Genomic DNA, 25,580 nt, shown 5'->3' on the forward strand with positions numbered 1-25,580 from the left:
TTAACGCGTATTGAACATTTGGCTTTTTTATGTTTTTTGTAATCGGACCTACGATAGCATAGGTTCGATTTTTTATTTTCTAGGTATAAGATTAGATATTCATTACTTATCAGCTTAGGGAAGTAAAAATTATAATTGCTTTTCATAGTATCCCTCTTTCGATTATATTAATATTACATTGATAAATTAAAATATAATAAAAATATAAAAGTGAGGGGGTACTGAAATGAAATATACTTATTTATATTTATTAATGCCACTTTTACCAATAGAGTTTATAGCAGCTTATGTTGATTATACTACAGGTTCGCTACTTGGATATCTTCCTTACTGTATTGTTTCTCTGTTTATTAGTTTATATATATTTAAGAATCAATTAAAAAGAAGCAAATGGATATTAATAAATAGGATTATGGGTTTTATCATCTCTTTGGCGATAGCTTCTTTCGTTATGCATACATATGATTCCTCGTATTACTTCAAACCATTTACTACCAATGAATTTATGATTTTTTTAGGTATTATCAATTTTGTCATCATAGCTGTTATTTATTTAATTATATATGTATTCTCTTCAAAAAATCGTTAGCACATAATGTAATGGCTATGATAAAAATGAGCCTCGGTAATTCCTTTTAATAGCTTCAATTATAAATAGTTTTCAATTTTTCCGATTTAACTAGAAATAAAAATTATATAGATAAATGAAAACCTTTACAAAACTTGTCTATACAACTTATAATTTGTATAGACAAGTTGAATATTAAAGGAGTGATATTGGGATGGCGGTAAACAAGTCGGATGTGAAACGTATTATTGACGCAATTGGGGGAGAAGATAATTTACAATCTGCCACACACTGTGTAACGCGGTTACGTCTTGTATTAAAAGATGATGATCAGGTCGATAAAGATGCTTTAGCGGATAACCCATTAGTGAAAGGGCAGTTTAAAGCGGATAATCAGTATCAGATCGTTATTGGCCCGGGAACAGTTGATGAAGTATATAAAGTGTTGGTTAAGGAAACGAATACCGATGAAGTTTCAAAAGATGAAGCGAAAGCACAAGCTGCTCAAAAAGGAAATCCCTTACAACGACTCATTAAATTGTTAGGGGATATCTTTATTCCGATTTTACCAGCAATTGTGACAGCCGGTTTATTAATGGGTATCAATAATATTTTAACGATGCCATTAATTAATAACTCGCCTTCTATTGTTGATAGAGTGCCACAAATTGCGGATGTTGCGGATGTTATTAACGTGATTGCAACGACCGCTTTTATCTTTTTACCTGCATTGATTGGTTGGAGTGCGATGCGTGTATTTGGAGGGAGTCCAGTTCTTGGTCTTGTGCTTGGATTAGTACTCATGCATCCACAATTACTCTCGCAATATGATATTGGAAAAGTAGATGAGATTCCTACATGGAATATATTTGGGCTTAAAATTGAACAATTAAATTATCAAGGACAGGTATTACCTGTGTTACTTGCTGCTTACGTTTTAGCTCAAATCGAAAAAGGGTTAAACAAAGTGGTTCATGATTCTATTAAATTATTGGTAGTAGGCCCGATTGCTTTATTAGTCACTGGCTTTTTAGCATTTATTATCATCGGTCCGATTGCATTAGTGATTGGAACAGGTATTACTGCAGCAGTAACGTTCTTATTCCAAAATGCAGGATGGCTTGGTGGTGCAATTTATGGATTAATTTATGCACCGCTTGTGATTACAGGATTACACCATATGTTCCTAGCTGTAGATTTCCAATTAATAGGAAGTGACCTTGGTGGTACGTATCTATGGCCAATCTTAGCGATGTCTAATATAGCGCAAGGTTCAGCCGCGTTTGGGGCATGGTTTATTTATAAAAAACGTAAAATGGCTAAAGAACAAAGCTTAGCGGCCACTTCAAGTATTTCTGGTTTATTAGGCGTTACAGAACCCGCTATGTTTGGAGTCAATTTACCCCTTAAATATCCGTTTATTGCGGGTATCATTTCCACGATGTTTGTAGGTGCTTTAGTCGGAGGATTTGGTGTGATTGGTAACGTTGGTGTCGGCGGTCTTCCTGCTATTTTATCGATTAAACAACAATTCTGGGGTGTGTACCTCATTGCGACATGTATTTCTGTTGTCTTGCCATTTGTGTTAACGATTATCTTTTCAAAATTTAGCCGTGAGAAAGCGAAGAAAATGGTAGATGAGCAATAACAATATTAAAGGTGGTTTTAATATGGCACAACGTGATTGGCGAAAGTCCGTTGTTTATCAAATTTATCCAAAATCATTTAATGATACGACAGGGAATGGAGTAGGCGATATTCAAGGCATTATCGAAAAATTGGATTACTTACAATTTTTAGGTGTTGATTATTTATGGATTACACCAATATATGACTCGCCTATGAATGATAATGGTTATGACATTCGTGATTATTATCAAATTAATGAGCAATTTGGGACAAAAGAAGATGTCGAACAATTGATCGAAGCGGCTCACCAAAGAGGGCTCAAAATTATGTTGGATATTGTCATTAACCATACCTCAACAGAACATCAATGGTTTCAAGAGGCACGACAATCTAAAGATAATCCATATCGTGACTTCTACTTCTTTAAGGCATCCGACGATGGACCGCCAACAAATTGGCAATCAAAGTTTGGTGGTAATGCATGGCAATATGATGAAAAAACAGGAGAATATTACTTACACTTATTTGATGTTACACAAGCTGATTTGAATTGGGATAACGAACAAGTGCGCCAAGCTTTATACGACATTGTCAATTATTGGATTGATTTTGGTGTAGACGGTTTTCGTTTTGACGTTATTAACCTCATTTCTAAGGGCGCCTTTGAAGATTCAACGGCAATAGGTAAAGAGTTTTATACAGATGGGCCACGTGTGCATGAATTTTTACATGAGCTCAATCGTCACACATTTGGTGATAAGGATATGATGACAGTAGGCGAGATGTCTTCTACTACAATTGATCACTGTATTCGTTATACGCAACCTGAGCGTCAAGAATTAAGCAGTGTGTTTAATTTCCATCATTTAAAAGTGGATTATAAAGATGGTGAAAAATGGACGAATCAAAAATTTGATTTACTGCAGTTAAAAGATATTTTAATGAAATGGCAACAAGGGATTTATGAAGGTGGAGGTTGGAACGCCATCTTTTGGTGTAACCACGACCAACCGCGTGTCGTTTCGCGTTTTGGTTCCGATCAAACACCAGCAATGCACCAACAAAGTGCAAAAACCTTAGCGATAGTGTTGCATTTACTGCAAGGGACGCCATACATTTATCAAGGTGAAGAAATCGGTATGACAGATCCATATTTTACCGCTATAGACCAATATCGAGATGTGGAATCGCTTAATGCTTATCATATGTTAAAAGAAAAAGGGTATGATGAAGCGGAAATTTTAACGATTTTAGGCCAAAAATCGCGCGATAACTCTAGAACGCCAATGCAGTGGGATGATACTGACAACGGTGGATTTACAACCGGTACACCATGGATTGATTTAGCGCCTAATTATAAAGAGATTAACGTTGCACAAGCTTTAGAAGATAAAAATTCAATTTTTTACACATATCGACGTTTGATTCAATTACGTCATGAAGAAGATATCATTACGTATGGTGATATTACGCCGCGTTGCATGAATCACGAACAGCTATTTGTATATGAACGCACATACAAGGGAGAAACGTGGACGGTGATTGCGAATTTATCTAGTCATCCGGCCACAGTGCCAGCAGAAGTAGATACGGAAGGAACAGTTATCATTCAAAATGGAGCGTATCACGACACTATTTTAGATCCTTATGCAACGATTGTTATTGCAAAATAGAATTAGAGGCGAATGTAATGAATGATCAAAGTAAATTTAAAACGATATATGACGCATTACGTCAGTTGATATTAGACGGCACGTATCACAATGGTGAACAACTGCCTTCTGAACATCAATTGGTTAAAATGTATCATGTGTCACGTGAAACAGTGCGAAAAAGTTTAGAGTTACTCGTTTCTGAAGGGATGATTCAAAAAGTCCGCGGCAAAGGGTCTGTCGTAATTTATCAACATGTCACGGAGTTTCCATTTACAGAACTAGTCAGTTTTAAAGAAGTCCAACAACAATTAGGGCAACATTATGAAACTGTGGTTGAGATGTTCGAACAAATTGAGGCATGCGATGTGCCAGAGGTGAAACGTGCTTTAAATATTAACGGCCAAGAAGCGCTTTGGCATTTCGTCCGATATCGTCAATTAAATGGTGTCACAAAAATTATCGATGAGGACTACGTGCGAGTGAGCGTCCTTCCAAGTTTAACGAAAGAGGTTGTACAAAATTCCCTATATGAATTTATTGAAGCGCAAGGATTAGAAATTGGTTTTTCTAGCAAATCCCTTACATTTGAACCTTTTGGTAATAGAGAACAACGCGTCTTTGAAAATGTAACGCCTGCCTATACTGCTACGATTAGAGGTATTGTACATCTTAAAGATACAACGTGTTTTCAATATAATATCTCGAAGCATATTGCGACAGAATTTAAGTTTACAGATTTTTCGAGACGTGGGCCTCATTAATAGGACGCGTTATTAAATGAATTAGAAACGCTAATATTAATACTTGCATTTTTTATGCGAGATATAGTATCATTAATCTTACCGTGCTAAGCGGGGAGGTAGCGGTTCCCTGAACTCGAAAACCGCTTTATGCGAGGCTGAATTCCTTTGTCGCGGATGTGTTTTTGTGAAGTCTGCCCAGAACACGAGGTGTTTGAAGATTTCGGTCCCATGCAATATGAACCCATGAATCATGTCAGGTCCTGACGGAAGCAGCATTAAGTGGATTCTCATATGTGCCGTGGGGTAGCCGAGATTTAGCTGTCGATTCTGGTAACGTTTATGATACACATTCAACACAAAGGTGCACGGTTTTTTTATTGATAATAACGACTTTAAAATACAAATGTTAATGTTTCTAACTAACTGTAAAAATATATGATAGATGGTTAATAAATGGGTTGAGATGGTGTCTCAACTCTTTTTTTATAGATGACGCTATTTTACGCATTATTTTTGGTACAATAAAAACAGTAATATATGGTAAAGGGGAGAATATAGATGTCTATCTATTTAAGTACACTGACTGAAAACGACTATGAGACATCCTTAACAATGATTCAAGAGGCTTATGAGGATAGTGCTATGTCTTCAGACTATATGGTGCAATTAATCAAACGTTTGAGATACGCATCGAATTATCGATATGAACTTGAAGTCATCGTCAAAACGACGAATGGAGAAGTGATTGGGCATGCCATTTGTGCAGAAATCACGATTCATAATGACGAAACGGACTATAATGAGCTTGTATTAGAATCTGTTGCTGTCGCGAAACCTTATCGTGCTAAAGGTGTCGGTAAAGCTTTAGTCCAAGCCTTAGAAGAGCGTGCGTTGAGTGAGGATTATACAGCGATTGTAGTATTTGGCGAAGGGGATTATTTTAAATCATTAGGTTATGAAAAGGCAATAGATCATGACATACACACTACTTTTAACGTGTCAGAAAATAATTTTAGAGTGAAGTTTTTATGGGATGCTTTAGAAAATTGGCCACATGGTGTGATTGAGCCAACAGAATAGTTTAAACATGTTATCGACATACAAATTAATATAGAGATGATATAATAAAACCACTGTAACTTCGGAGGTGCAATTGTGAATTACCAAGCATTATACCGCATGTTTCGTCCGCAAAGTTTTGAAGATGTTGTAGGACAAGAACATGTAACGAAAACACTTCGAAATGCGATTGCCAAAAATAAGCAATCTCATGCTTATATATTTAGTGGGCCTAGAGGTACCGGAAAAACAAGTATTGCTAAGATCTTCGCAAAAGCCATTAACTGTGAAGTACGTGATGATGGTGAACCGTGTAATGAATGCGATATTTGTAAGGGCATTACACAAGGCACAAATTCTGATGTCATTGAAATAGATGCTGCGAGTAACAATGGTGTAGATGAAATAAGAAATATTCGAGATAAAGTAAAATACGCACCGAGTGAATCTCAATATAAGGTATACATTATTGATGAGGTCCATATGTTAACAACTGGGGCTTTTAATGCATTATTAAAAACGTTAGAAGAACCCCCTGCACACGCCATTTTTATTTTAGCGACAACTGAACCACATAAAATCCCCCCTACCATTATTTCAAGAGCGCAACGTTTTGATTTTAAAGCCATTAATACAGATCAAATTGTAGATCGACTTGCTCATGTGGCAACGACTCAAAACATCCAATATGATGAAGCGGCACTAGACTTTATTGCTAAGGTCTCTGAAGGTGGTATGCGAGATGCGTTAAGTATTATGGATCAAGCGATTGCATTCGGGGATGAACATCTAACGTTAAAAGACGCATTAGATGTAACAGGTAGTCTGGATGAAGCGGATATTAATACGCTTTTTGAAAATGTGGTGCAACAAGATGTACATAGCGCTTTTGAGTTGTATCATCAGTTTATGAGTCAAGGCAAGGAAGTCAATCGTTTAATCAACGATATGATTTATTTTGTCAGAGATACGATTATGGCTAAAACTACGGCACAATCATTTCAATATCAAGCATTAATGTCGCTTGATTTAGAGATGTTATATCAACTGATTGATATTATTAATGATACGTTAGTGTCTATTCGTTTTAGTGTTAACCAACATGTTCATTTTGAAGTGTTAATCGTTAAAATGGCAGAAATGTTAAAAACGACAACATCTTCAAAAGCAACTGAGGATAGCGGTGTGTCTTCTCAAGAAACAGAAGCACTCTTGCAACGCCTTTCTTCATTAGAATCAGAACTTAATACACTTAAATCACAAGGTGTACAAACAACCTCAACACGACCTAAACCAACAAAATCACGCGGTGGAGGTTCTACGTTCTCTAAAGCAGAAATAGCTAAAGTATTAGATAAAGCCAATAAAGAAGATATCGCCTTAATTAAAGAACGATGGAATGATGTCATTCAGTACGCTAAGGATAGAGAACAAAAGGCACTCGTTAGTTTATTACAAAACTCTGAACCTGTTGCAGCGAGTGAAACAAAAGTACTGATCAAATTTGAAGAAGAAATCCATTGTGAAATCTTGAAAAGAGATGAAGAAAAACGCCGTAGTGTTGAAAAAGTAGTTAAAGATATTATCAATAAATCAGTGGAAGTCGTAGGTGTGCCAGCTGATAAGTGGATGCAAGTACGTCAGGAATATATTGATCAACGTAAAAACCAAGGTCAACAATCTGAAAAGCAAGAACAAGAAACATCCAATGACAATATCGTTACAACGGCTAAAGAGATGTTCGGTGATGACTTAGTACATGTTGTAGATGATGAAACATGACAATAGTGCGAAAGGTATGTATAATTGAAACAGAATATTAATGGGTAAATCGCTCACTATAGTATTTGAAAGTCGCATTAATAATACTTTCAAAATTGGAGATTACCTTTTACCATAAACATTAAATGAAGCTATATTTATTTAGGAGGAATGAATTATGCGTGGTGGCGGCAATATGCAACAAATGATGAAACAAATGCAAAAAATGCAAAAGAAAATGGCAGATGAACAAGAAAAATTAAAAGAAGAAAAAGTAGAAGGTACTGCTGGCGGTGGCATGGTTAAAGTCGTAGTGACTGGCCACAAAGAAGTCGTAGATGTTGTAATTAATGAAGAAGTTGTAGACCCTGAAGATGTAGATATGCTTCAAGACTTAGTATTAGCAGCAACAAATGAAGCGATGAGCAAAGCAGACGAATTAACAGCTGAACGCTTAGGTAAACACACAAAAGGTCTTAACATTCCAGGTATGATGTAATATGCATTATCCAGAACCGATATCTAAACTCATTGATAGTTTCATGAAATTGCCAGGCATTGGTCCAAAGACGGCTCAACGTCTGGCTTTTCATGTATTAGATATGAAAGAAGACGATGTTGTTCAGTTTGCTAAAGCATTAGTCGATGTCAAAAGAGAACTCACATATTGTAGTGTGTGTGGACATATTACAGAGCAAGATCCATGTTACATTTGTGAAGACAAACAGCGAGATCGTTCCATTATCTGTGTTGTAGAAGATGATAAAGATGTGATCGCTATGGAAAAAATGAAGGAATATAAAGGGCTGTATCATGTGTTACATGGGACGATTTCACCTATGGATGGTGTAGGCCCTGAAGATATTAACATTCCAACGTTAGTAGATCGTCTTAAGGATGAAGAAGTGCAAGAGCTTATTTTAGCAATGAATCCTAACTTAGAAGGTGAATCTACAGCAATGTATATTTCTAGATTGGTTAAACCATTAGGTATTCGTGTCACGCGATTGGCCCAAGGCTTATCAGTTGGTGGCGATTTAGAATATGCAGACGAAGTCACTTTATCTCGAGCTATCACAGGACGCACTGAAATGTAACTTTTATTAGTTTAGAAGAAACACTGCTGTATTAAAGTGGATTTATTATAGAAAGTTTTAAAGAGATGAGTATAACGAAAAAAGTTATGCTCATCTTTTTTGATGAATAGAATATATAGTAGTAATGGGATTGAAAATAAGAAGATGGCATGCTTGGTTTGTTATAGAAGCGGTTTTTTAAGTAATAATCACGATGGGTGCGATTTAAATGTAATTATTTTTGATATGAAAAAATGTAAATGAGCCGTTAAAGTGTTAAATAGAATTAAAGAGTGTAAATTTTGGTGTTGTTAAAAGGGTTGAATACCTGTATAGTTATATCTTGTTGAGAGACATTACAGCTCGCAACAAAGACCACAAAAATTAATTTTAAAAAAGTGTTGACTTTCGTGAATGACTTATGTATAATTAATTCTTGTCGAGTCAAAAAAGAAAGACATGAACATTGAAAACTGAATGACAATATGTCAACGTTAATTCCGATAAAATAGTGTTGAAACACTAAGAGTGATTGACTTAATCAATCAACGAGCTAAATCAAGCTTACTCTAATATGGAGAGTTTGATCCTGGCTCAGGATGAACGCTGGCGGCGTGCCTAATACATGCAAGTCGAGCGAACTGACGAGGAGCTTGCTCCTTTGACGTTAGCGGCGGACGGGTGAGTAACACGTGGGTAACCTACCTATAAGACTGGAATAACTCCGGGAAACCGGGGCTAATGCCGGATAACATGTTGAACCGCATGGTTCTACAGTGAAAGACGGTCTTGCTGTCACTTATAGATGGACCCGCGCCGCATTAGCTAGTTGGTAAGGTAACGGCTTACCAAGGCAACGATGCGTAGCCGACCTGAGAGGGTGATCGGCCACACTGGAACTGAGACACGGTCCAGACTCCTACGGGAGGCAGCAGTAGGGAATCTTCCGCAATGGACGAAAGTCTGACGGAGCAACGCCGCGTGAGTGATGAAGGTCTTCGGATCGTAAAGCTCTGTTGTTAGGGAAGAACAAATGTGTAAGTAACTGTGCACTTCTTGACGGTACCTAACCAGAAAGCCACGGCTAACTACGTGCCAGCAGCCGCGGTAATACGTAGGTGGCAAGCGTTATCCGGAATTATTGGGCGTAAAGCGCGCGTAGGCGGTTTTTTAAGTCTGATGTGAAAACCCACGGCTCAACCGTGGAGGGTCATTGGAAACTGGAAAACTTGAGTGCAGAAGAGGAAAGTGGAATTCCATGTGTAGCGGTGAAATGCGCAGAGATATGGAGGAACACCAGTGGCGAAGGCGGCTTTCTGGTCTGCAACTGACGCTGATGTGCGAAAGCGTGGGGATCAAACAGGATTAGATACCCTGGTAGTCCACGCCGTAAACGATGAGTGCTAAGTGTTAGGGGGTTTCCGCCCCTTAGTGCTGCAGCTAACGCATTAAGCACTCCGCCTGGGGAGTACGGTCGCAAGACTGAAACTCAAAGGAATTGACGGGGACCCGCACAAGCGGTGGAGCATGTGGTTTAATTCGAAGCAACGCGAAGAACCTTACCAAATCTTGACATCCTTTGACCGCTCTAGAGATAGAGTTTTCCTCTTCGGAGGACAAAGTGACAGGTGGTGCATGGTTGTCGTCAGCTCGTGTCGTGAGATGTTGGGTTAAGTCCCGCAACGAGCGCAACCCTTAAACTTAGTTGCCATCATTAAGTTGGGCACTCTAGGTTGACTGCCGGTGACAAACCGGAGGAAGGTGGGGATGACGTCAAATCATCATGCCCCTTATGATTTGGGCTACACACGTGCTACAATGGACAATACAAAGGGCAGCGAAACCGCGAGGTCAAGCAAATCCCATAAAGTTGTTCTCAGTTCGGATTGTAGTCTGCAACTCGACTACATGAAGCTGGAATCGCTAGTAATCGTAGATCAGCATGCTACGGTGAATACGTTCCCGGGTCTTGTACACACCGCCCGTCACACCACGAGAGTTTGTAACACCCGAAGCCGGTGGAGTAACCATTTGGAGCTAGCCGTCGAAGGTGGGACAAATGATTGGGGTGAAGTCGTAACAAGGTAGCCGTATCGGAAGGTGCGGCTGGATCACCTCCTTTCTAAGGATATATACGGAATATCACCTTCAGGTGATAAGCGGATTAACGTGACATATTGTATTCAGTTTTGAATGCTCATATTAATGAGGATTCATGATTGTACATTGAAAACTAGATAAGTAAGTATAGATTTTACCAAGCAAAAACCGAGTTACAAGCGAACGCTTAAAACAAACAATTATCGCTAGTCGTTGAAAAACGACTCACATAATTAATAACTGGTGATGGTAACGTTTGGCATTGATAGAATGCAAGCGTTTATCAGAACGTCTAGATTAAGTTATTAAGGGCGCACGGTGAATGCCTTGGCACTAGAAGCCGAAGAAGGACGTTACTAACGACGATATGCTTTGGGGAGCTGTAAGTAAGCTGTGATCCAGAGATTTCCGAATGGGGAAACCCAGCACGAGTCATGTCGTGTTATCCATGTGTGAATTCATAGCACATGAGAAGGTAGACCCGGAGAACTGAAACATCTTAGTACCCGGAGGAAGAGAAAGAAAAATCGATTCCCTGAGTAGCGGCGAGCGAAACGGGAAGAGCCCAAACCAACAAGCTTGCTTGTTGGGGTTGTAGGACACTCTTATGGAGTTACAAAAGAATGAGTTAGACGAATAACCTGGAAAGGTTAATCAAAGAAGGTAACAATCCTGTAGTCGAAAGCTGATTCTCTCTTGAGTGGATCCTGAGTACGACGGAGCACGTGAAATTCCGTCGGAATCTGGGAGGACCATCTCCCAAGGCTAAATACTCTCTAGTGACCGATAGTGAACCAGTACCGTGAGGGAAAGGTGAAAAGTACCCCGGAAGGGGAGTGAAAGAGAACTTGAAACCGTGTGCTTACAAGTAGTCAGAGCCCGTTAATGGGTGATGGCGTGCCTTTTGTAGAATGAACCGGCGAGTTACGATCTGATGCAAGGTTAAGCAGGAAATGTGGAGCCGTAGCGAAAGCGAGTCTGAATAGGGCGAATGAGTATTTGGTCGTAGACCCGAAACCAGGTGATCTACCCTTGGTCAGGTTGAAGTTCAGGTAACACTGAATGGAGGACCGAACCGACTTACGTTGAAAAGTGAGCGGATGAACTGAGGGTAGCGGAGAAATTCCAATCGAACTTGGAGATAGCTGGTTCTCTCCGAAATAGCTTTAGGGCTAGCCTCAAGTGATGATTATTGGAGGTAGAGCACTGTTTGGACGAGGGGCCCCTCTCGGGTTACCGAATTCAGACAAACTCCGAATGCCAAATAATTTAACTTGGGAGTCAGAACGTGGGTGATAAGATCCATGTTCGAAAGGGAAACAGCCCAGACCACCAGCTAAGGTCCCAAAATATATGTTAAGTGGAAAAGGATGTGGCGTTGCCCAGACAACTAGGATGTTGGCTTAGAAGCAGCCATCATTTAAAGAGTGCGTAATAGCTCACTAGTCGAGTGACACTGCGCCGAAAATGTACCGGGGCTAAACATATTACCGAAGCTGTGGATTGTCCTTTGGACAATGGTAGGAGAGCGTTCTAAGGGCGGTGAAGCATGATCGCAAGGACATGTGGAGCGCTTAGAAGTGAGAATGCCGGTGTGAGTAGCGAAAGACGGGTGAGAATCCCGTCCACCGATTGACTAAGGTTTCCAGAGGAAGGCTCGTCCGCTCTGGGTTAGTCGGGTCCTAAACTGAGGCCGATAGGCGTAGGCGATGGATAACAGGTTGATATTCCTGTACCACCAACAATCGTTTTAAGCGATGGGGGGACGCAGTAGGATAGGCGAAGCGTGCTGTTGGAGTGCACGTCCAAGCAGTGAGACTGAGTGTTAGGCAAATCCGGCACTCGTAAGGTCAGGCTGTGATGGGGAGAGGAAATTGTTTCCTCGAGTCGTTGATTTCACACTGCCGAGAAAAGCCTCTAGCTAGATATTTGGTGCCCGTACCGCAAACCGACACAGGTAGTCAAGATGAGAATTCTAAGGTGAGCGAGCGAACTCTCGTTAAGGAACTCGGCAAAATGACCCCGTAACTTCGGGAGAAGGGGTGCTCTTTGGGGTTCACGCTCCGAAGAGCCGCAGTGAATAGGCCCAAGCGACTGTTTATCAAAAACACAGGTCTCTGCTAAACCGTAAGGTGATGTATAGGGGCTGACGCCTGCCCGGTGCTGGAAGGTTAAGAGGAGTGGTTAGCTTCTGCGAAGCCACGAATCGAAGCCCCAGTAAACGGCGGCCGTAACTATAACGGTCCTAAGGTAGCGAAATTCCTTGTCGGGTAAGTTCCGACCCGCACGAAAGGCGTAACGATTTGGGCACTGTCTCAACGAGAGACTCGGTGAAATCATAGTACCGGTGAAGATGCCGGTTACCCGCGACAGGACGGAAAGACCCCGTGGAGCTTTACTGTAGCCTGATATTGAAATTCGGTACAGTTTGTACAGGATAGGTAGGAGCCTTAGAAGCGTGAGCGCTAGCTTACGTGGAGGCATTGGTGGGATACTACCCTAATTGTATTGGATTTCTAACTCGCAGCACTGATCGTGCTGGAAGACAGTGTCAGGCGGGCAGTTTGACTGGGGCGGTCGCCTCCTAAAGTGTAACGGAGGCGCTCAAAGGTTCCCTCAGAATGGTTGGAAATCATTCAAAGAGTGTAAAGGCATAAGGGAGCTTGACTGCGAGACCTACAAGTCGAGCAGGGTCGAAAGACGGACTTAGTGATCCGGTGGTTCCGCATGGAAGGGCCATCGCTCAACGGATAAAAGCTACCCCGGGGATAACAGGCTTATCTCCCCCAAGAGTTCACATCGACGGGGAGGTTTGGCACCTCGATGTCGGCTCATCGCATCCTGGGGCTGTAGTCGGTCCCAAGGGTTGGGCTGTTCGCCCATTAAAGCGGTACGCGAGCTGGGTTCAGAACGTCGTGAGACAGTTCGGTCCCTATCCGTCGTGGGCGTAGGAAATTTGAGAGGAGCTGTCCTTAGTACGAGAGGACCGGGATGGACATACCTCTGGTGTACCAGTTGTCGTGCCAACGGCATAGCTGGGTAGCTATGTATGGACGGGATAAGTGCTGAAAGCATCTAAGCATGAAGCCCCCCTCGAGATGAGATTTCCCAACTTCGGTTATAAGATCCCTCAAAGATGATGAGGTTAATAGGTTCGAGGTGGAAGCGTAGCGATACGTGGAGCTGACGAATACTAATCGATCGAAGACTTAATCAATTTTAATAACTCAGGCGATTGCTTGAAAATCTACTTACTATCTAGTTTTGAATGTATAATACATTCAAGTTTATCTGGTGCCAATGGCAAAGAGGTCACACCTGTTCCCATGCCGAACACAGAAGTTAAGCTCTTTAGCGCCGATGGTAGTCGGACTGACGTTCCGCAAGAGTAGGACGGCGCCAGGTAATATAAATAAAAGTGGTATGTATTTCTGATGGAATACATACCACTTTTTATATATCGTAAAAAAATGAACCAGTGACGTTTCCAATGTCATTGGTTCATTTTTAGATATAAGTAATTTATTGTTATTTCTTAAATAGTGGATGTCTTATATGCACTTTGTTATAATCCGGCTCCACAAAGCTGTCCCCTCAACAAAAAGCCCAGGGCGCATAAATTTGGAAAGCAATTTCTGCTTCCTGGGCGATTTTGCTCGGGGCCAAAACGCTTTCTTCCGCACTTTGTATAATCCGGCTCCACAAAGCAGAAATTTCGACAGAACTACGCAAGGCGCAAAAATTAAAGAACAATTTTCGCTTCTTGCTAGATTCTGCTCAATTTCTAAACGCTTTGTTCCGCACTTTGTTAGAAAAATGGCATTTGTTTGCTGGCTTTGATAATGTCTTTGGTGTAAAAGAATTGTTTGCCTTGCCCTGTATATGCTGGCTCTAATATCATATTAGTGGTTGCCGCATATAACCATTTTGGATGTATGCCACTATTTAAGATGTCTTGAAATTCTTGAAAGGTTTGGTTCCAATCTAGTGTGATGTTGATTGTCATTTCATATCACCTCGGCTTTTATTCTAAAGTATAATTGTAGTTGTATAAAGTATGTGGGAGGAAAAGTAATGACACGTTATTTATGGAATAAGTTGGCTCAATGGCGAGCAGAACGTCCTATTTCAATGCATGTGCCTGGTCATAAAAATGGGACGATTGGAGATTTGGAATATGTTGATGGGACCTATGATATAACTGAAATTACTGGGTTCGACGATTTACATCATCCTGAAGAAGTGTTGCGTCAAAGCATGAACTCGATTAATAAGCATGAAGATTATGATGCTTTTTATCTTGTAAATGGAACGACGAGTGGTATTTTAGCTGTTGTACATGCTTTTTCTGCGATAGCAGGCAATATTTGTATGGCACGTAATGTCCATAAATCAGTGTTTAACGCATTAGATTTAGCAAATCAAGAAGCTGATATGATGTCTACTGAGATCAGTCCAACCACGTATCAATATTTTAATCCTCAGTGGCATTCAATGGATCACCGAAATCATAAGTTAGCTATTGCGACTTATCCTAATTATTACGGAGAATTGTTTGATGTGAAACAATTGATTGACCATTTTCATAATCAGGATATTCCTGTATTTATCGATGAAGCACATGGTGCCCATTTTGGATTATCAGGTTTCCCGAAATCAAGTATGTCGTACGGGGCAGATTATGTCGTGCAGTCCTATCATAAAACGTTGCCAAGTTTGACGATGAGCTCTGTTTTATTTATTCATAAAAATGCACCTTACCGAGATCAGGTAATTCATTTATTGCAGACCTTTCAATCGTCTAGTCCGTCTTATTTATTAATGGTGAGCCTAGAGCAAGCACATCATTTTTATAGTCATTATCAAGGTGCTCACTTTTTTAACAAGCGTGAACAGCTTCTGCATCGGTTGGTACAATGTGGTTATGAAGTAGAGACGATGGATGATCCGTTGAAATTTGTGATTCGATGTAAAGGTTATTCCGGGGAAGCGTTACAGGCATTAATGGAGTCCCAATCAATTTTTGTCGAACTATCTGATACGTATTCGGTTTTATGGATTTTACCGTTGTGGTATTTGAATGACCGTTATCCTTTTGAAGCATTAATGGAGCGTCTAACACATATTCGTGTGACCCCTCATCAACCACAATCTCACGTGGACGTGCCTCCTTTGTATACTAAAAAAGGAAAGTATCAAGGCGCATTGTGTCAAAGTATCAAGGACGTTCATTATCAACATGCGCAAGGCTTAAAGTTAGCTGAACATCTTGTGCCTTATCCGCCAGGTATTCCTGTAATGTATAAAGGAGAAATTGTGACACAAGATATGATAGAATTAATAGGTTATTGGTGTGAACAACACCTTCGAGTAGAAGGTTTAAGACACCATTATATTAAAGTGGAGGATGATGAATAATGTCCTTATTTATTACGATAGAAGGTCCAGAAGGTTCAGGAAAAACAACACTTTTAAAAGGTGTGATGGCAGAACTATCACCTCATTATGATGTGATTTCAACACGTGAACCAGGTGGTGTCCAAACAGCAGAAGCGATTCGTCAAATCTTGCTTGAAGGGTTTTCAATGGATCCACGAACAGAAGCTTTATTATTTGCAGCGGCACGACGTGAGCATTTGGTTGAAAAAGTACTACCTGCTTTAGAGAAAGGTCAAATTGTAGTATGTGATCGCTTTATCGACAGTTCTTTAGCGTATCAAGGTTATGCGCGTGACATTGGAGTAGAACAAGTGCAAATGATTAATGAGTTTGCGATTGAAGGGCGCTATCCTGATATTACTTTATATTTAGATATTCCAGCAGAAGTAGGACGTCAACGTATTGAAGAGAATCAGCGTGTACAAAATCGCTTAGATAAAGAAGATATTATGTTTCATGACCGTGTAACAGAAGGCTATCAAATGCTTTTAGAAGCTGAACCACACCGTTTTCATGTTATAGATGCGAATCAACCAATTGAGCAAGTGATTGAGGAAGCTGTTCGTATCATTAAGTCACACATAGACGATTAATTTAATGCCGTTAAAAATCGTTTTTAACGTAAAAGAAATTTAATAGAATCTTTTGAAAGATGTCAATTTAGACCTACTGAGAGATGTGGTATAATAGTGAGCAAGAGGTGTATATACAATGAAAATGATCATCGCGATTGTTCAAGATCAAGATAGTCAAGAACTTTCGGATAAACTTGCTAAAAATGATTTTCGTGCAACAAAACTTGCTACAACAGGAAGCTTTTTACGTTCAGGAAATACAACATTTTTATGTGGTGTGAATGATGATAGAGTCGATGAACTCATCACTTTAATCGAAGAAACATGTGGTAATAGAGAGCAACTCGTTACGCCAATTACTCCGTTAAGTGGTAGCGCAGATTCTTATATTCCTTACCCGGTTGAAGTAGAGGTTGGTGGCGCGACTGTGTTCGTAATGCCAATTGATTCATTCCATCAATTTTAAAGATGACATGAGGGGTTGTAACAGTTGATGTGCGTTTCGACATACATTGACTGTTTCAACCTTTTTATAATCGCATTTAATTTTTAAAAGTTACAGGACAGCATAGATAGATTTAAATGGAGGGGCGTGTGTCATGACAGAGCTGGAGCAATTAACGAAGGCGTATTATAATCAAAAACTTTCTCATGCTTATTTATTTGAGGGTGATGATGCTGAAGCGATGTCTTCAACAGCGTATGCATTTGCGCAGTTGATTTTATGTGATGATCAGACACAATGCCGTACAAAAGTGACTGAGCATAACCATCCAGACTTTCGATATGTTCAAAATGACGAAACGACGATTAAAAAAGAAGATGTTGAATCTTTAGTGCATCATATGAACCAATTGCCTATCGAAGGAGCATACAAAGTCTACATTATCCAAGATTTTGAAAAGCTGACCACTCAGGGTGAAAATAGTATATTAAAGTTTTTAGAAGAACCACCCGAAAATACCATCGCAATTTTAATTTCTACTAAACCTGAACAAATTTTAAACACCATTCATTCACGTTGCCAACATGTTTACTTTAGACCTATTGAACGTCATACATTTATTCAAAAGTTAACAAATCAAGAGACCATCACACAACCGATTGCAGAAATATTAAGTACATATACGACGCAATATGAAGTTGCGACACAACTTCATGAAGCCATTGATTTAATGGCATTACGTAAAGTAGTCCTACAATGGTGTGAACGTTTATTAACTGCTCGTGATATGGCTTTAATTGGTGTTGTTGAATTGATGAAACACGCTAAAAATCGACGTATACAATTATTGGTATTATCGGCAATCAATGCGTTCTTTCAAGACTTACTTTATACCAAGGTAGACATGTCAGATCGTTATACGTTTTCAGGTTTACAAGATGTGTACCAACGATTGGCTCAAAATATGAGTTATGCTCAAATTACACACGTGATTGATTTAATTACAGATGCACATAAGAAATTAAATCAAAATGTCAATCCGACGCTTGTTTTTGAATATATAGCAATCAATGTAAAGGGGTGATTTAAATGCTATCAGTAGTTGGCGTCTATTTCGAAAAATCTAACGCACTTGAGTATTTTTCGCCTAAATCACTAGACTTAGATGAAAATCAAAAGGTCATTGTTCAGTCTAAACGAGGGAAAGAGTTAGGTGTTGTTAAATATACTGAACGAATGATTGATGAAAGTGATATTGCTTTGCCACTTCCCGAAGTGTTACGTATTGCGACTGAGGAAGATTTAATACGTTATGAAAATAATGAAATTGCTGCTAATGACGCACTTGAGTTATGCAAAGGATTTGTCGAGCAATTAGGGTTAGACATGCGTGTAGTCAATTGCGAGTACACACTGGATCGTGCGAAAATTATTTTCAATTTTACAGCGGATGAGCGTATAGATTTTCGTAAGTTAGTAAGAATGTTGGCGCAAAAGCTTAAAACACGGATCGAGCTTCGACAAATTGGTGTGCGAGATGAAGCGAAAATCTTAGGTGGCATTGGCCCTTGTGGACGGACGTTATGTTGTTCTACATTTTTAGGTGATTTTGAACCAGTTTCTATTAAAATGGCTAAAGATCAAAACTTATCATTGAATCCTAGTAAAATTTCAGGGGCATGCGGACGCTTAATGTGTTGCTTGAAATATGAAAATGATGACTATGAGGAAGCACGTCAAAAGTTGCCAGATGTGGGTGATTATATACAAACACCTGAAGGACAAGGTGAAGTAGTGAGTTTAAATATTATTAATATTACACTTCAAGTACGTTTAGAAGGTATGGAACAACCGATGGAATATGATATGGAAGAGTTAGAGACTTTAAATTAGGAGGATAAACGATTGGACCGAAATGATTTATTTGATCGATTAATGCAAGTCGAAGAGAGTGTGACACGAATGTATAACGATATGCAACAGTTAAAGTCTTTAACGGTAGAGCTTGTTGAAGAAAATGTTGCATTACAAATTGAAAATGACAATCTAAAATCATTGATGAACGACGAAAAAGAGCCGCGTGTGACACAACCAACTGCAACGTCTACTCCTAATAAACAACCTGTTAAAAAGCCAAGACAAAGTCGAGAATACTTTGCAAAATTATACAACGAAGGATTCCATATTTGTCATGATGTATTTGGAAAGCACCGTCAAGGTGAAGATTGTATGTTTTGTCTCAATGTATTAAACAAGATGGAGTAGAGGTGCTTTGATGATTGGACAGAATGAAAGGCTAGATCATTTAATTAAAGAGAATTTGTATATTATTCAAAATGATGCCTATTTTTCTTTTTCGACAGATGCGTTATTATTAGGGCATTTTACGACAGTTCGTAAACGTGATCATATCCTTGATTTATGTAGTGGTAATGGGGTCATTCCTCTCGTGTTATCGCATAAAAGTACGCAACCTATTACAGGTGTGGAAGTTCAAGCTGAATTAGTGGATATGGCCCAACGAAGCATCCAATATAATGGGCTTGAACAGCAGATTAACATGGTTCACATGGATATAAATGACATCCCACATCAATGTACACCTGCTCAATATGATTTAGTCACTTGCAACCCTCCTTATTTTAAGGTCAATCAAACGCATCAACATCAACTTGAAGCTCATAAAATTGCCCGTCATGAACTGCTTTGTACTTTAGATGATTGTTTAAGGGTGGCAGGACATGTGTTAAAAGAAGGAGGGCGCATCGTCATGGTGCATCGTGCAGAGCGTATGTTAGATATATTTGAAGCGATGCGACGTTACCGTATTGAGCCGAAACAGTTGCAACTCGTATACAGTAAACCTCATAAAGCGGCCCAAACGATTGTGGTAGAAGGTCGTAAGGGCGGCAATCAAGGCTTGAAAATTGCCGAACCTTTTTATATGTATAATGAACAAAATGAGTATACAGAGGAAATGAGGCGTATTTATTATGGCTAATCATTACACCTATATTGTGCAATGTAGCGATCATTCTTTATATACAGGTTATACGAATAATTTAGAAGCACGAATGACAAAGCACAATGCAGGTAAGGGTGCAAAGTATACGAAGGCAAGACTACCAGTGCAACTCATGTATCACGAAGTGTTTCCGACAAAATCCGAAGCGTTAAAAAGAGAAGCAGCAATCAAACGATTAACGCGTGCACAAAAACTGCAATTGATTAAGAGGTGACGAGATGGCGGTATTATATTTAGTAGGAACTCCGATTGGTAACTTAGATGATATGACATTTCGGGCGATCCAAACTTTAAAAACAGTGGATATCATTGCGTGTGAAGATACTCGTGTGACGAAAAAACTTTGTCATCACTTTGAGATTACGACGCCATTAAAATCATATCATGAACATAATAAGCATCAGATGACTGAGGCGCTGATTGATGTGTTGCATGCTGAGCAAGATGTTGCACTTGTCTCCGATGCAGGACTCCCTTTAATATCAGACCCAGGTTATGAACTTGTCGTTCGTGCTCGGGAAGAAGGCATTAAGGTTGTGCCCATTCCGGGACCTAACGCAGGATTAACTGCATTAATGGCGAGTGGCTTACCTTCCTTTACATATACTTTTATTGGATTTTTACCGCGCAAGTCACGAGATAAAAAGGCAATTTTAACGCAACGTATGTATGAGGATAGTACACTATTATTATATGAGTCGCCGTTTCGAGTGAAAGAGACATTACAAGTGATTCAGGCGATTGATTCAAAGCGTCGCATCGCATTAGGTAGAGAGCTTACAAAGAAATTTGAGCAAATCGTAACTGGTGAGGTTTCAGAGATTGTGACACAACTTGATAACGATATCCCGTTAAAGGGAGAATTTGTTATCGTGATTGAAGGTGCCGAGCCTCAAGATGATACGCCAGATTATGATTCCCTAACGATACACGAACATGTTGAACAGTATATACAGCAAGACATGAAACCGAAACAAGCCATTAAAAAAGTGGCAGAGGATCGTCACATGTCGAGCAAAACAGTCTATAATATATATCACCGTATAGAGTGAACGAGCATTGAAAAGACGCTAAAAGTTAGATATATTTAATAAGATAAGAAATGAGGAGGAGCGCTAATGGTAAAAGATACGTTTTACATTACGACACCTATATACTACCCGAGCGGTAATTTACACATTGGTCATGCGTACTCAACAGTAGCAGGCGATGTCATTGCACGTTATAAAAGATTACAAGGCTATGATGTGCGCTATTTAACAGGTACAGATGAGCATGGACAAAAAATTCAAGAAAAAGCACGACAAGCAGGTAAAACTGAAATGGAATACTTGGATGAGATGATTCAAGGGATTAAAGACTTATGGCGAAAATTAGATATTTCCAATGATGATTTTATTCGTACAACTGAAAAACGTCACCAAGTTGTAGTAGAAAAGATTTTCGAAAAACTATTAGAACAAGGCGATATTTATCTTGGAGAATACGAAGGTTGGTACTCAGTTCCGGATGAAACATTTTACACTGAGACACAACTGGTCGACCCTGTTTATGAAGACGGCAAAATTGTTGGTGGTAAAAGCCCGGATTCAGGTCATGATGTAGAGCTTGTTAAGGAAGAAAGTTACTTCTTCAAGCTATCGAAATATACAGATCGTTTATTAGCTTTTTATGATGAGAATCCTGATTTTATTCAACCGCCATCACGAAAAAACGAAATGATCAATAACTTTATTAAACCAGGTTTATCAGATTTAGCTGTATCACGAACTTCTTTTAATTGGGGTGTCAAAGTACCTTCTAATCCAAAACACGTCGTATATGTGTGGTTAGACGCATTAGTGAACTATATTTCTGCACTTGGTTATGGCACTGATGATGATGCCTTATTCCAAAAATATTGGCCAGCAGATATTCATTTAATGGCAAAAGAAATTGTCCGTTTCCATTCAATTATTTGGCCGATTATTTTAATGGCTTTAGATCTGCCATTACCGAAAAAAGTGTTTGCTCACGGTTGGATTTTAATGAAAGACGGCAAAATGAGTAAATCTAAAGGGAACGTAATGGATCCTAATGTATTGATTGATCGTTATGGTTTAGATGCGACACGTTATTATTTAATGCGCGAATTACCATTTGGTTCAGATGGTGTATTCACACCGGAAGCGTTCGTGGATCGCACAAACTATGATTTAGCGAATGATTTAGGCAACCTTGTTAATCGTACTATTTCAATGATTAATAAGTATTTTGACGGAGAATTACCAGCTTATCAAGGTCCAAAGCATGAGTTAGATGAAGCGATGGAACAACTTGCGTTAGATACAGTAGCCACATACGATGAAAGTATGGAAAGTCTACAATTCTCTGTGGCACTTTCAACAGTATGGAAGTTTATTTCTCGTACGAATAAATATATCGATGAAACGACACCATGGATTTTAGCTAAAGATGAAACGCAAAAAGATATGTTAGGCAATGTGATGGCTCATCTTGTTGAAAATATTCGCTTTGCGGCAGTGTTATTACGTCCATTTTTAACTAATGCGCCATATCAAATATTTGATCAGTTGAACATTAACAACGACACATTGCATGGGTTTGAAAGTTTAAAACAATATGGTCAATTAACAGAACCTATTACAGTGACATCTAAACCGACACCAATATTCCCGCGTTTAGATGTAGAATCTGAAGTGGAATTTATTAAAACATCTATGCAACCTCCGAAAAAAGAGGAAGCGCCTGAACCTTCAAAAGAGATGATAGACATTCAAGATTTTGATAAGGTGGAATTGAAAGCAGCTACGATTAGTGATGCTGAAAAAGTTAAAAAATCTAGTAAATTACTTAAAATTCAAGTAGATTTAGGTAACGAACAGCGTCAAATTATTTCAGGTATTGCTAAATTTTATCAACCAGATGATATTATTGGTAAAAAAGTAGCTGTGGTTACAAACTTAAAACCTGCGAAATTGATGGGTCAACAATCAGAAGGTATGATTTTATCTGCTGAAAAAGATGGCGTGTTAACATTGGTAAGCTTACCAAATGCCATTCCAAATGGTGCGATTATTAAATAAGATCGTCGTTTAAAGAAATAAGAGCTGATTATAATAAAAGCTGTGTCATAGCAAAGAGGTGAAGTCATCAATGTTGGGCTCGCCTCTTTCTTTCTAATAATGATAAGGAGGTCAAAGTATGTTAATAGATACACATGTTCATTTAAATGCAGATCAATATGATGAGGATTTACAAGAAGTGATCGATCGTGCTTTAGAAGCGGGCGTTGATCGTATGTTTGTAGTTGGATTTGATACGAAGACGATTAACCGCGCTATGAAATTAATTGAGGATTATGACTTTTTATATGCAATTATTGGTTGGCATCCAGTTGATGCAATCGATTGTACAGATGAGGATTTAAAATGGATTGAAGAACTATCAGATCATCCTAAAGTGATTGGCATTGGAGAAATGGGCTTAGATTACCATTGGGATAAATCACCGAAAGATGTTCAAAAAGCGTTATTCAGAAAACAAATTGCTTTAGCGAAACGTGTGAACCTACCTATTGTGATTCACAATCGAGAAGCCACTCAAGATTGTGTCGATATTTTATTAGAAGAACATGCAGAAGAAGTAGGCGGCATTATGCATAGCTTCAGTGGTTCTCCTGAGATTGCAGATGTGTTAATCAATCAATTAGATTTCCATATTTCATTAGGGGGCCCTGTCACATTTAAAAATGCAAAACAACCAAAAGAAGTAGCTAAGCATGTACCATTAGAACGTTTACTTGTTGAAACAGATGCGCCATTTTTATCACCGCATCCATATCGTGGTAAACGTAATGAACCTGCACGCGTCACACTTGTAGCGCAACAAATTGCAGATTTAAAAGAAATGTCTTATGATGATGTCGCAAAACAAACGACGCTAAATGCTGAGCGCTTATTTAAGTTGAAATAGAGAAGGTGTGCGAGTGAAAATCAATGAGTTTATTGTAGTTGAAGGACGAGATGATACAGAACGCGTTAAACAAGCGGTATCATGTGAAACAATTGAAACCAATGGGAGTGCCATTGATGATGAGGTACTGGATGTAATACGCCAAGCTCAACAAACTAAAGGGGTCATTGTGCTTACTGACCCCGATTTCCCAGGTGATAAAATCCGAACAGTGATTCGTCAAGCCATCCCAGATGTGAAACATGCATTTATTGATCGAGATAAAGCTAAAAATAAAACAGGTAATAAAGTAGGCGTGGAACATGCTAGTTTAGAAACGATTCGAGAAGCGTTAATGCATGTCTCTACACCACTTTCAGAAGGTGAAGAAACGATTGATAAAGCTGTTTTAATGGAGTTAGGTCTGATCATCGGTCCAGATGCAAGAAGACGACGAGCACTTTTAGGACAACGGTTGCATATCGGTCATTCGAATGGCAAGCAATTATTAAAAAAACTAAATGCATTCGGCTATACAGAAGACGATGTACGCCAAGCATTAGGAAAAGAGGAGTCATAATGCAAAAAGATATTGCTACCCCATCACGTACGCGAGCGTTATTGGATCAACATGGATTTAGTTTTAAGAAAAGTTTAGGTCAAAACTTTCTCGTTGACGTTAATATCATTCATAAAATAATAGATGCAAGTGGCATTGATGATGAAACAGGTGTGATCGAAGTTGGACCAGGTATGGGGTCTTTAACAGAACAACTTGCTAAGCGTGCAAAAGGAGTTGTGGCGTTTGAGATTGATCAGCGTTTAATCCCAGTGCTAGATGAAACGTTAGCGCCTTATGATAATGTGACAGTTATCAATGAAGATATTCTTAAAGCGAATGTTTCAGAAGCGATTCAACGTCACTTGAGTGATTGTAAACAAATTTTAGTTGTTGCCAATTTGCCGTATTATATTACGACGCCCATTTTATTAACATTATTAGAAGAAAATTTAAATATTGATGGTTATGTGGTCATGATGCAAAAAGAAGTTGGAGAACGTTTGAATGCAGAAGTCGGGACGAAAGCATATGGTTCTTTATCTATTGTTGCATCTTATTACACTGAAACCTCTAAAGTGACGACCGTGCCTAAGACTGTTTTTATGCCGCCACCTAACGTAGATTCGATTGTCATTAAATTGATGAAACGAGCGACGCCATTAGTTGATGTCGATAATGAAACGTTATTTTTCCAAATGACTAAAGGGGCCTTTAGCCAAAGACGAAAAACGATATTAAATAATTATCAAAATCGTTTTGTCGATGGAAAACAGCATAAACAAGACATTATAGAGTGGTTAGAAAGTGTAGGTATAGATCCGAAACGACGCGGTGAAACATTGTCAATATTTGAATATGCACAATTATATGAAGCGCTGAAAAATTTCCCAAATTTGACGTTATAAATTTATTGACTTTCATACAGTGAATTGATAAAATAAAGATTTTATTTGACGATTTAGGCAAAATGTGTTATTATACACTTGTAG

General features: G+C 39.0%; 22 protein-coding genes, 3 rRNA genes and 1 other RNA gene. 25 read left to right on the forward strand and 1 reads right to left on the reverse strand.

Annotated elements, in window-relative coordinates:
• The first annotated feature begins 226 nt into the window (after positions 1 to 226).
• The 12 genes from ACEE93_RS00170 to rrf all read left to right on the forward strand — a co-directional run bounded on the left by ACEE93_RS00170 (position 227) and on the right by rrf (position 13,996).
• Positions 227 to 589, forward strand: coding sequence for a hypothetical protein (locus tag ACEE93_RS00170; RefSeq protein ID WP_449154590.1), 363 nt, complete (start codon positions 227 to 229; stop codon positions 587 to 589).
• 193 nt (positions 590 to 782) lie between these two features.
• Positions 783 to 2,216: a PTS system trehalose-specific EIIBC component gene (gene treP / locus ACEE93_RS00175; protein ID WP_449154591.1), complete on the forward strand. Its 1,434-nt coding sequence runs from the start codon at positions 783 to 785 to the stop codon at positions 2,214 to 2,216.
• Between the two features lie 22 nt (positions 2,217 to 2,238).
• Complete coding sequence (gene treC, locus ACEE93_RS00180) at positions 2,239 to 3,870, forward strand: alpha,alpha-phosphotrehalase (protein ID WP_449154592.1); 1,632 nt, start codon at positions 2,239 to 2,241, stop codon at positions 3,868 to 3,870.
• Between the two features lie 17 nt (positions 3,871 to 3,887).
• On the forward strand, positions 3,888 to 4,613 hold the full coding sequence (treR, locus tag ACEE93_RS00185; RefSeq protein WP_449154593.1) for a trehalose operon repressor: 726 nt from the start codon (positions 3,888 to 3,890) through the stop codon (positions 4,611 to 4,613).
• 81 nt (positions 4,614 to 4,694) lie between these two features.
• Positions 4,695 to 4,964: signal recognition particle sRNA large type (gene ffs / locus ACEE93_RS00190), an RNA gene on the forward strand.
• 189 nt (positions 4,965 to 5,153) lie between these two features.
• On the forward strand, positions 5,154 to 5,675 hold the full coding sequence (locus tag ACEE93_RS00195; protein ID WP_449154594.1) for a GNAT family N-acetyltransferase: 522 nt from the start codon (positions 5,154 to 5,156) through the stop codon (positions 5,673 to 5,675).
• A 75-nt stretch (positions 5,676 to 5,750) separates the two neighbouring features.
• Positions 5,751 to 7,436, forward strand: coding sequence for a DNA polymerase III subunit gamma/tau (gene dnaX / locus ACEE93_RS00200; RefSeq protein WP_449154595.1), 1,686 nt, complete (start codon positions 5,751 to 5,753; stop codon positions 7,434 to 7,436).
• 157 nt (positions 7,437 to 7,593) lie between these two features.
• The gene (locus ACEE93_RS00205; protein ID WP_449154596.1) at positions 7,594 to 7,914 is read left to right on the forward strand and encodes a YbaB/EbfC family nucleoid-associated protein; all 321 of its coding nucleotides are present in this window, start codon (positions 7,594 to 7,596) and stop codon (positions 7,912 to 7,914) included.
• Position 7,915: 1 nt separating this feature from the next.
• On the forward strand, positions 7,916 to 8,512 hold the full coding sequence (gene recR, locus ACEE93_RS00210; protein WP_449156327.1) for a recombination mediator RecR: 597 nt from the start codon (positions 7,916 to 7,918) through the stop codon (positions 8,510 to 8,512).
• A 550-nt stretch (positions 8,513 to 9,062) separates the two neighbouring features.
• A 16S ribosomal RNA gene (locus tag ACEE93_RS00215) occupies positions 9,063 to 10,613 on the forward strand.
• 273 nt (positions 10,614 to 10,886) lie between these two features.
• Positions 10,887 to 13,808, forward strand: a 23S ribosomal RNA gene (locus ACEE93_RS00220).
• Between the two features lie 73 nt (positions 13,809 to 13,881).
• A 5S ribosomal RNA gene (gene rrf / locus ACEE93_RS00225) occupies positions 13,882 to 13,996 on the forward strand.
• Together the 16S, 23S and 5S rRNA genes form the textbook arrangement of a ribosomal RNA operon.
• A gap of 403 nt (positions 13,997 to 14,399) precedes the next feature.
• Here the strand turns inward: rrf and ACEE93_RS00230 are convergent.
• Complete coding sequence (locus ACEE93_RS00230) at positions 14,400 to 14,591, reverse strand: hypothetical protein (protein WP_449156171.1); 192 nt, start codon at positions 14,589 to 14,591, stop codon at positions 14,400 to 14,402.
• Positions 14,592 to 14,665: 74 nt separating this feature from the next.
• Between ACEE93_RS00230 and ACEE93_RS00235 the strand changes: the two genes are divergently transcribed.
• The 13 genes from ACEE93_RS00235 to rsmA all read left to right on the forward strand — a co-directional run bounded on the left by ACEE93_RS00235 (position 14,666) and on the right by rsmA (position 25,496).
• Entirely contained in the window at positions 14,666 to 16,009 is a 1,344-nt protein-coding gene (locus ACEE93_RS00235; protein ID WP_449156169.1) for an aminotransferase class V-fold PLP-dependent enzyme, read from the forward strand.
• Positions 16,009 to 16,623, forward strand: coding sequence for a dTMP kinase (gene tmk, locus ACEE93_RS00240; RefSeq protein ID WP_449156168.1), 615 nt, complete (start codon positions 16,009 to 16,011; stop codon positions 16,621 to 16,623). The genes ACEE93_RS00235 and tmk overlap by 1 nt, the downstream gene beginning before the upstream one ends.
• A 118-nt stretch (positions 16,624 to 16,741) precedes the next feature.
• Entirely contained in the window at positions 16,742 to 17,071 is a 330-nt protein-coding gene (locus ACEE93_RS00245; RefSeq protein WP_449156167.1) for a cyclic-di-AMP receptor, read from the forward strand.
• A 133-nt stretch (positions 17,072 to 17,204) separates the two neighbouring features.
• Complete coding sequence (locus ACEE93_RS00250; protein WP_449156166.1) at positions 17,205 to 18,134, forward strand: DNA polymerase III subunit delta'; 930 nt, start codon at positions 17,205 to 17,207, stop codon at positions 18,132 to 18,134.
• A 5-nt stretch (positions 18,135 to 18,139) separates the two neighbouring features.
• The gene (locus tag ACEE93_RS00255; protein ID WP_449156165.1) at positions 18,140 to 18,943 is read left to right on the forward strand and encodes a PSP1 domain-containing protein; all 804 of its coding nucleotides are present in this window, start codon (positions 18,140 to 18,142) and stop codon (positions 18,941 to 18,943) included.
• A 12-nt stretch (positions 18,944 to 18,955) separates the two neighbouring features.
• Positions 18,956 to 19,315 carry a DNA replication initiation control protein YabA gene (gene yabA / locus ACEE93_RS00260; RefSeq protein ID WP_449156164.1) on the forward strand — a complete coding sequence of 120 codons (360 nt, stop codon included), beginning with the start codon at positions 18,956 to 18,958 and terminating at the stop codon, positions 19,313 to 19,315.
• 10 nt (positions 19,316 to 19,325) lie between these two features.
• Complete coding sequence (locus ACEE93_RS00265; RefSeq protein ID WP_449156163.1) at positions 19,326 to 20,051, forward strand: tRNA1(Val) (adenine(37)-N6)-methyltransferase; 726 nt, start codon at positions 19,326 to 19,328, stop codon at positions 20,049 to 20,051.
• Complete coding sequence (locus tag ACEE93_RS00270; protein WP_449156162.1) at positions 20,044 to 20,289, forward strand: GIY-YIG nuclease family protein; 246 nt, start codon at positions 20,044 to 20,046, stop codon at positions 20,287 to 20,289. Before ACEE93_RS00265 ends, ACEE93_RS00270 begins: the two co-directional genes overlap by 8 nt.
• 4 nt (positions 20,290 to 20,293) lie before the next feature.
• The gene (gene rsmI, locus ACEE93_RS00275; protein ID WP_449156328.1) at positions 20,294 to 21,127 is read left to right on the forward strand and encodes a 16S rRNA (cytidine(1402)-2'-O)-methyltransferase; all 834 of its coding nucleotides are present in this window, start codon (positions 20,294 to 20,296) and stop codon (positions 21,125 to 21,127) included.
• 66 nt (positions 21,128 to 21,193) lie between these two features.
• Positions 21,194 to 23,161, forward strand: a complete 1,968-nt coding sequence (metG, locus tag ACEE93_RS00280) for a methionine--tRNA ligase (RefSeq protein WP_449156160.1) — start codon at positions 21,194 to 21,196, stop codon at positions 23,159 to 23,161.
• A 118-nt stretch (positions 23,162 to 23,279) separates the two neighbouring features.
• A complete protein-coding gene (locus ACEE93_RS00285; protein ID WP_449156159.1) occupies positions 23,280 to 24,050 on the forward strand; it encodes a TatD family hydrolase in 771 nt (256 codons plus the stop codon).
• A gap of 13 nt (positions 24,051 to 24,063) precedes the next feature.
• A complete protein-coding gene (gene rnmV, locus ACEE93_RS00290; protein ID WP_449156158.1) occupies positions 24,064 to 24,609 on the forward strand; it encodes a ribonuclease M5 in 546 nt (181 codons plus the stop codon).
• The gene (gene rsmA / locus ACEE93_RS00295) at positions 24,609 to 25,496 is read left to right on the forward strand and encodes a 16S rRNA (adenine(1518)-N(6)/adenine(1519)-N(6))-dimethyltransferase RsmA (protein WP_449156157.1); all 888 of its coding nucleotides are present in this window, start codon (positions 24,609 to 24,611) and stop codon (positions 25,494 to 25,496) included. Before rnmV ends, rsmA begins: the two co-directional genes overlap by 1 nt.
• Positions 25,497 to 25,580: the final 84 nt, after the last annotated feature.

Source organism: Staphylococcus sp. 11262D007BW (genome assembly GCF_053547815.1).

What these genes read in the sequence shown, in the direction of transcription:
- ACEE93_RS00170 (WP_449154590.1), top strand. Translation starts at nt 227, where the DNA reads ATGAAATATACTTATTTATATTTATTAATGCCACTTTTACCAATAGAG.
- treP (WP_449154591.1), top strand. Translation starts at nt 783, where the DNA reads ATGGCGGTAAACAAGTCGGATGTGAAACGTATTATTGACGCAATTGGG.
- treC (WP_449154592.1), top strand. Translation starts at nt 2,239, where the DNA reads ATGGCACAACGTGATTGGCGAAAGTCCGTTGTTTATCAAATTTATCCA.
- treR (WP_449154593.1), top strand. Translation starts at nt 3,888, where the DNA reads ATGAATGATCAAAGTAAATTTAAAACGATATATGACGCATTACGTCAG.
- ACEE93_RS00195 (WP_449154594.1), top strand. Translation starts at nt 5,154, where the DNA reads ATGTCTATCTATTTAAGTACACTGACTGAAAACGACTATGAGACATCC.
- ACEE93_RS00205 (WP_449154596.1), top strand. Translation starts at nt 7,594, where the DNA reads ATGCGTGGTGGCGGCAATATGCAACAAATGATGAAACAAATGCAAAAA.
- recR (WP_449156327.1), top strand. Translation starts at nt 7,916, where the DNA reads ATGCATTATCCAGAACCGATATCTAAACTCATTGATAGTTTCATGAAA.
- ACEE93_RS00235 (WP_449156169.1), top strand. Translation starts at nt 14,666, where the DNA reads ATGACACGTTATTTATGGAATAAGTTGGCTCAATGGCGAGCAGAACGT.
- tmk (WP_449156168.1), top strand. Translation starts at nt 16,009, where the DNA reads ATGTCCTTATTTATTACGATAGAAGGTCCAGAAGGTTCAGGAAAAACA.
- ACEE93_RS00245 (WP_449156167.1), top strand. Translation starts at nt 16,742, where the DNA reads ATGAAAATGATCATCGCGATTGTTCAAGATCAAGATAGTCAAGAACTT.
- ACEE93_RS00250 (WP_449156166.1), top strand. Translation starts at nt 17,205, where the DNA reads ATGACAGAGCTGGAGCAATTAACGAAGGCGTATTATAATCAAAAACTT.
- ACEE93_RS00255 (WP_449156165.1), top strand. Translation starts at nt 18,140, where the DNA reads ATGCTATCAGTAGTTGGCGTCTATTTCGAAAAATCTAACGCACTTGAG.
- ACEE93_RS00265 (WP_449156163.1), top strand. Translation starts at nt 19,326, where the DNA reads ATGATTGGACAGAATGAAAGGCTAGATCATTTAATTAAAGAGAATTTG.
- ACEE93_RS00270 (WP_449156162.1), top strand. Translation starts at nt 20,044, where the DNA reads ATGGCTAATCATTACACCTATATTGTGCAATGTAGCGATCATTCTTTA.
- rsmI (WP_449156328.1), top strand. Translation starts at nt 20,294, where the DNA reads ATGGCGGTATTATATTTAGTAGGAACTCCGATTGGTAACTTAGATGAT.
- metG (WP_449156160.1), top strand. Translation starts at nt 21,194, where the DNA reads ATGGTAAAAGATACGTTTTACATTACGACACCTATATACTACCCGAGC.
- ACEE93_RS00285 (WP_449156159.1), top strand. Translation starts at nt 23,280, where the DNA reads ATGTTAATAGATACACATGTTCATTTAAATGCAGATCAATATGATGAG.
- rsmA (WP_449156157.1), top strand. Translation starts at nt 24,609, where the DNA reads ATGCAAAAAGATATTGCTACCCCATCACGTACGCGAGCGTTATTGGAT.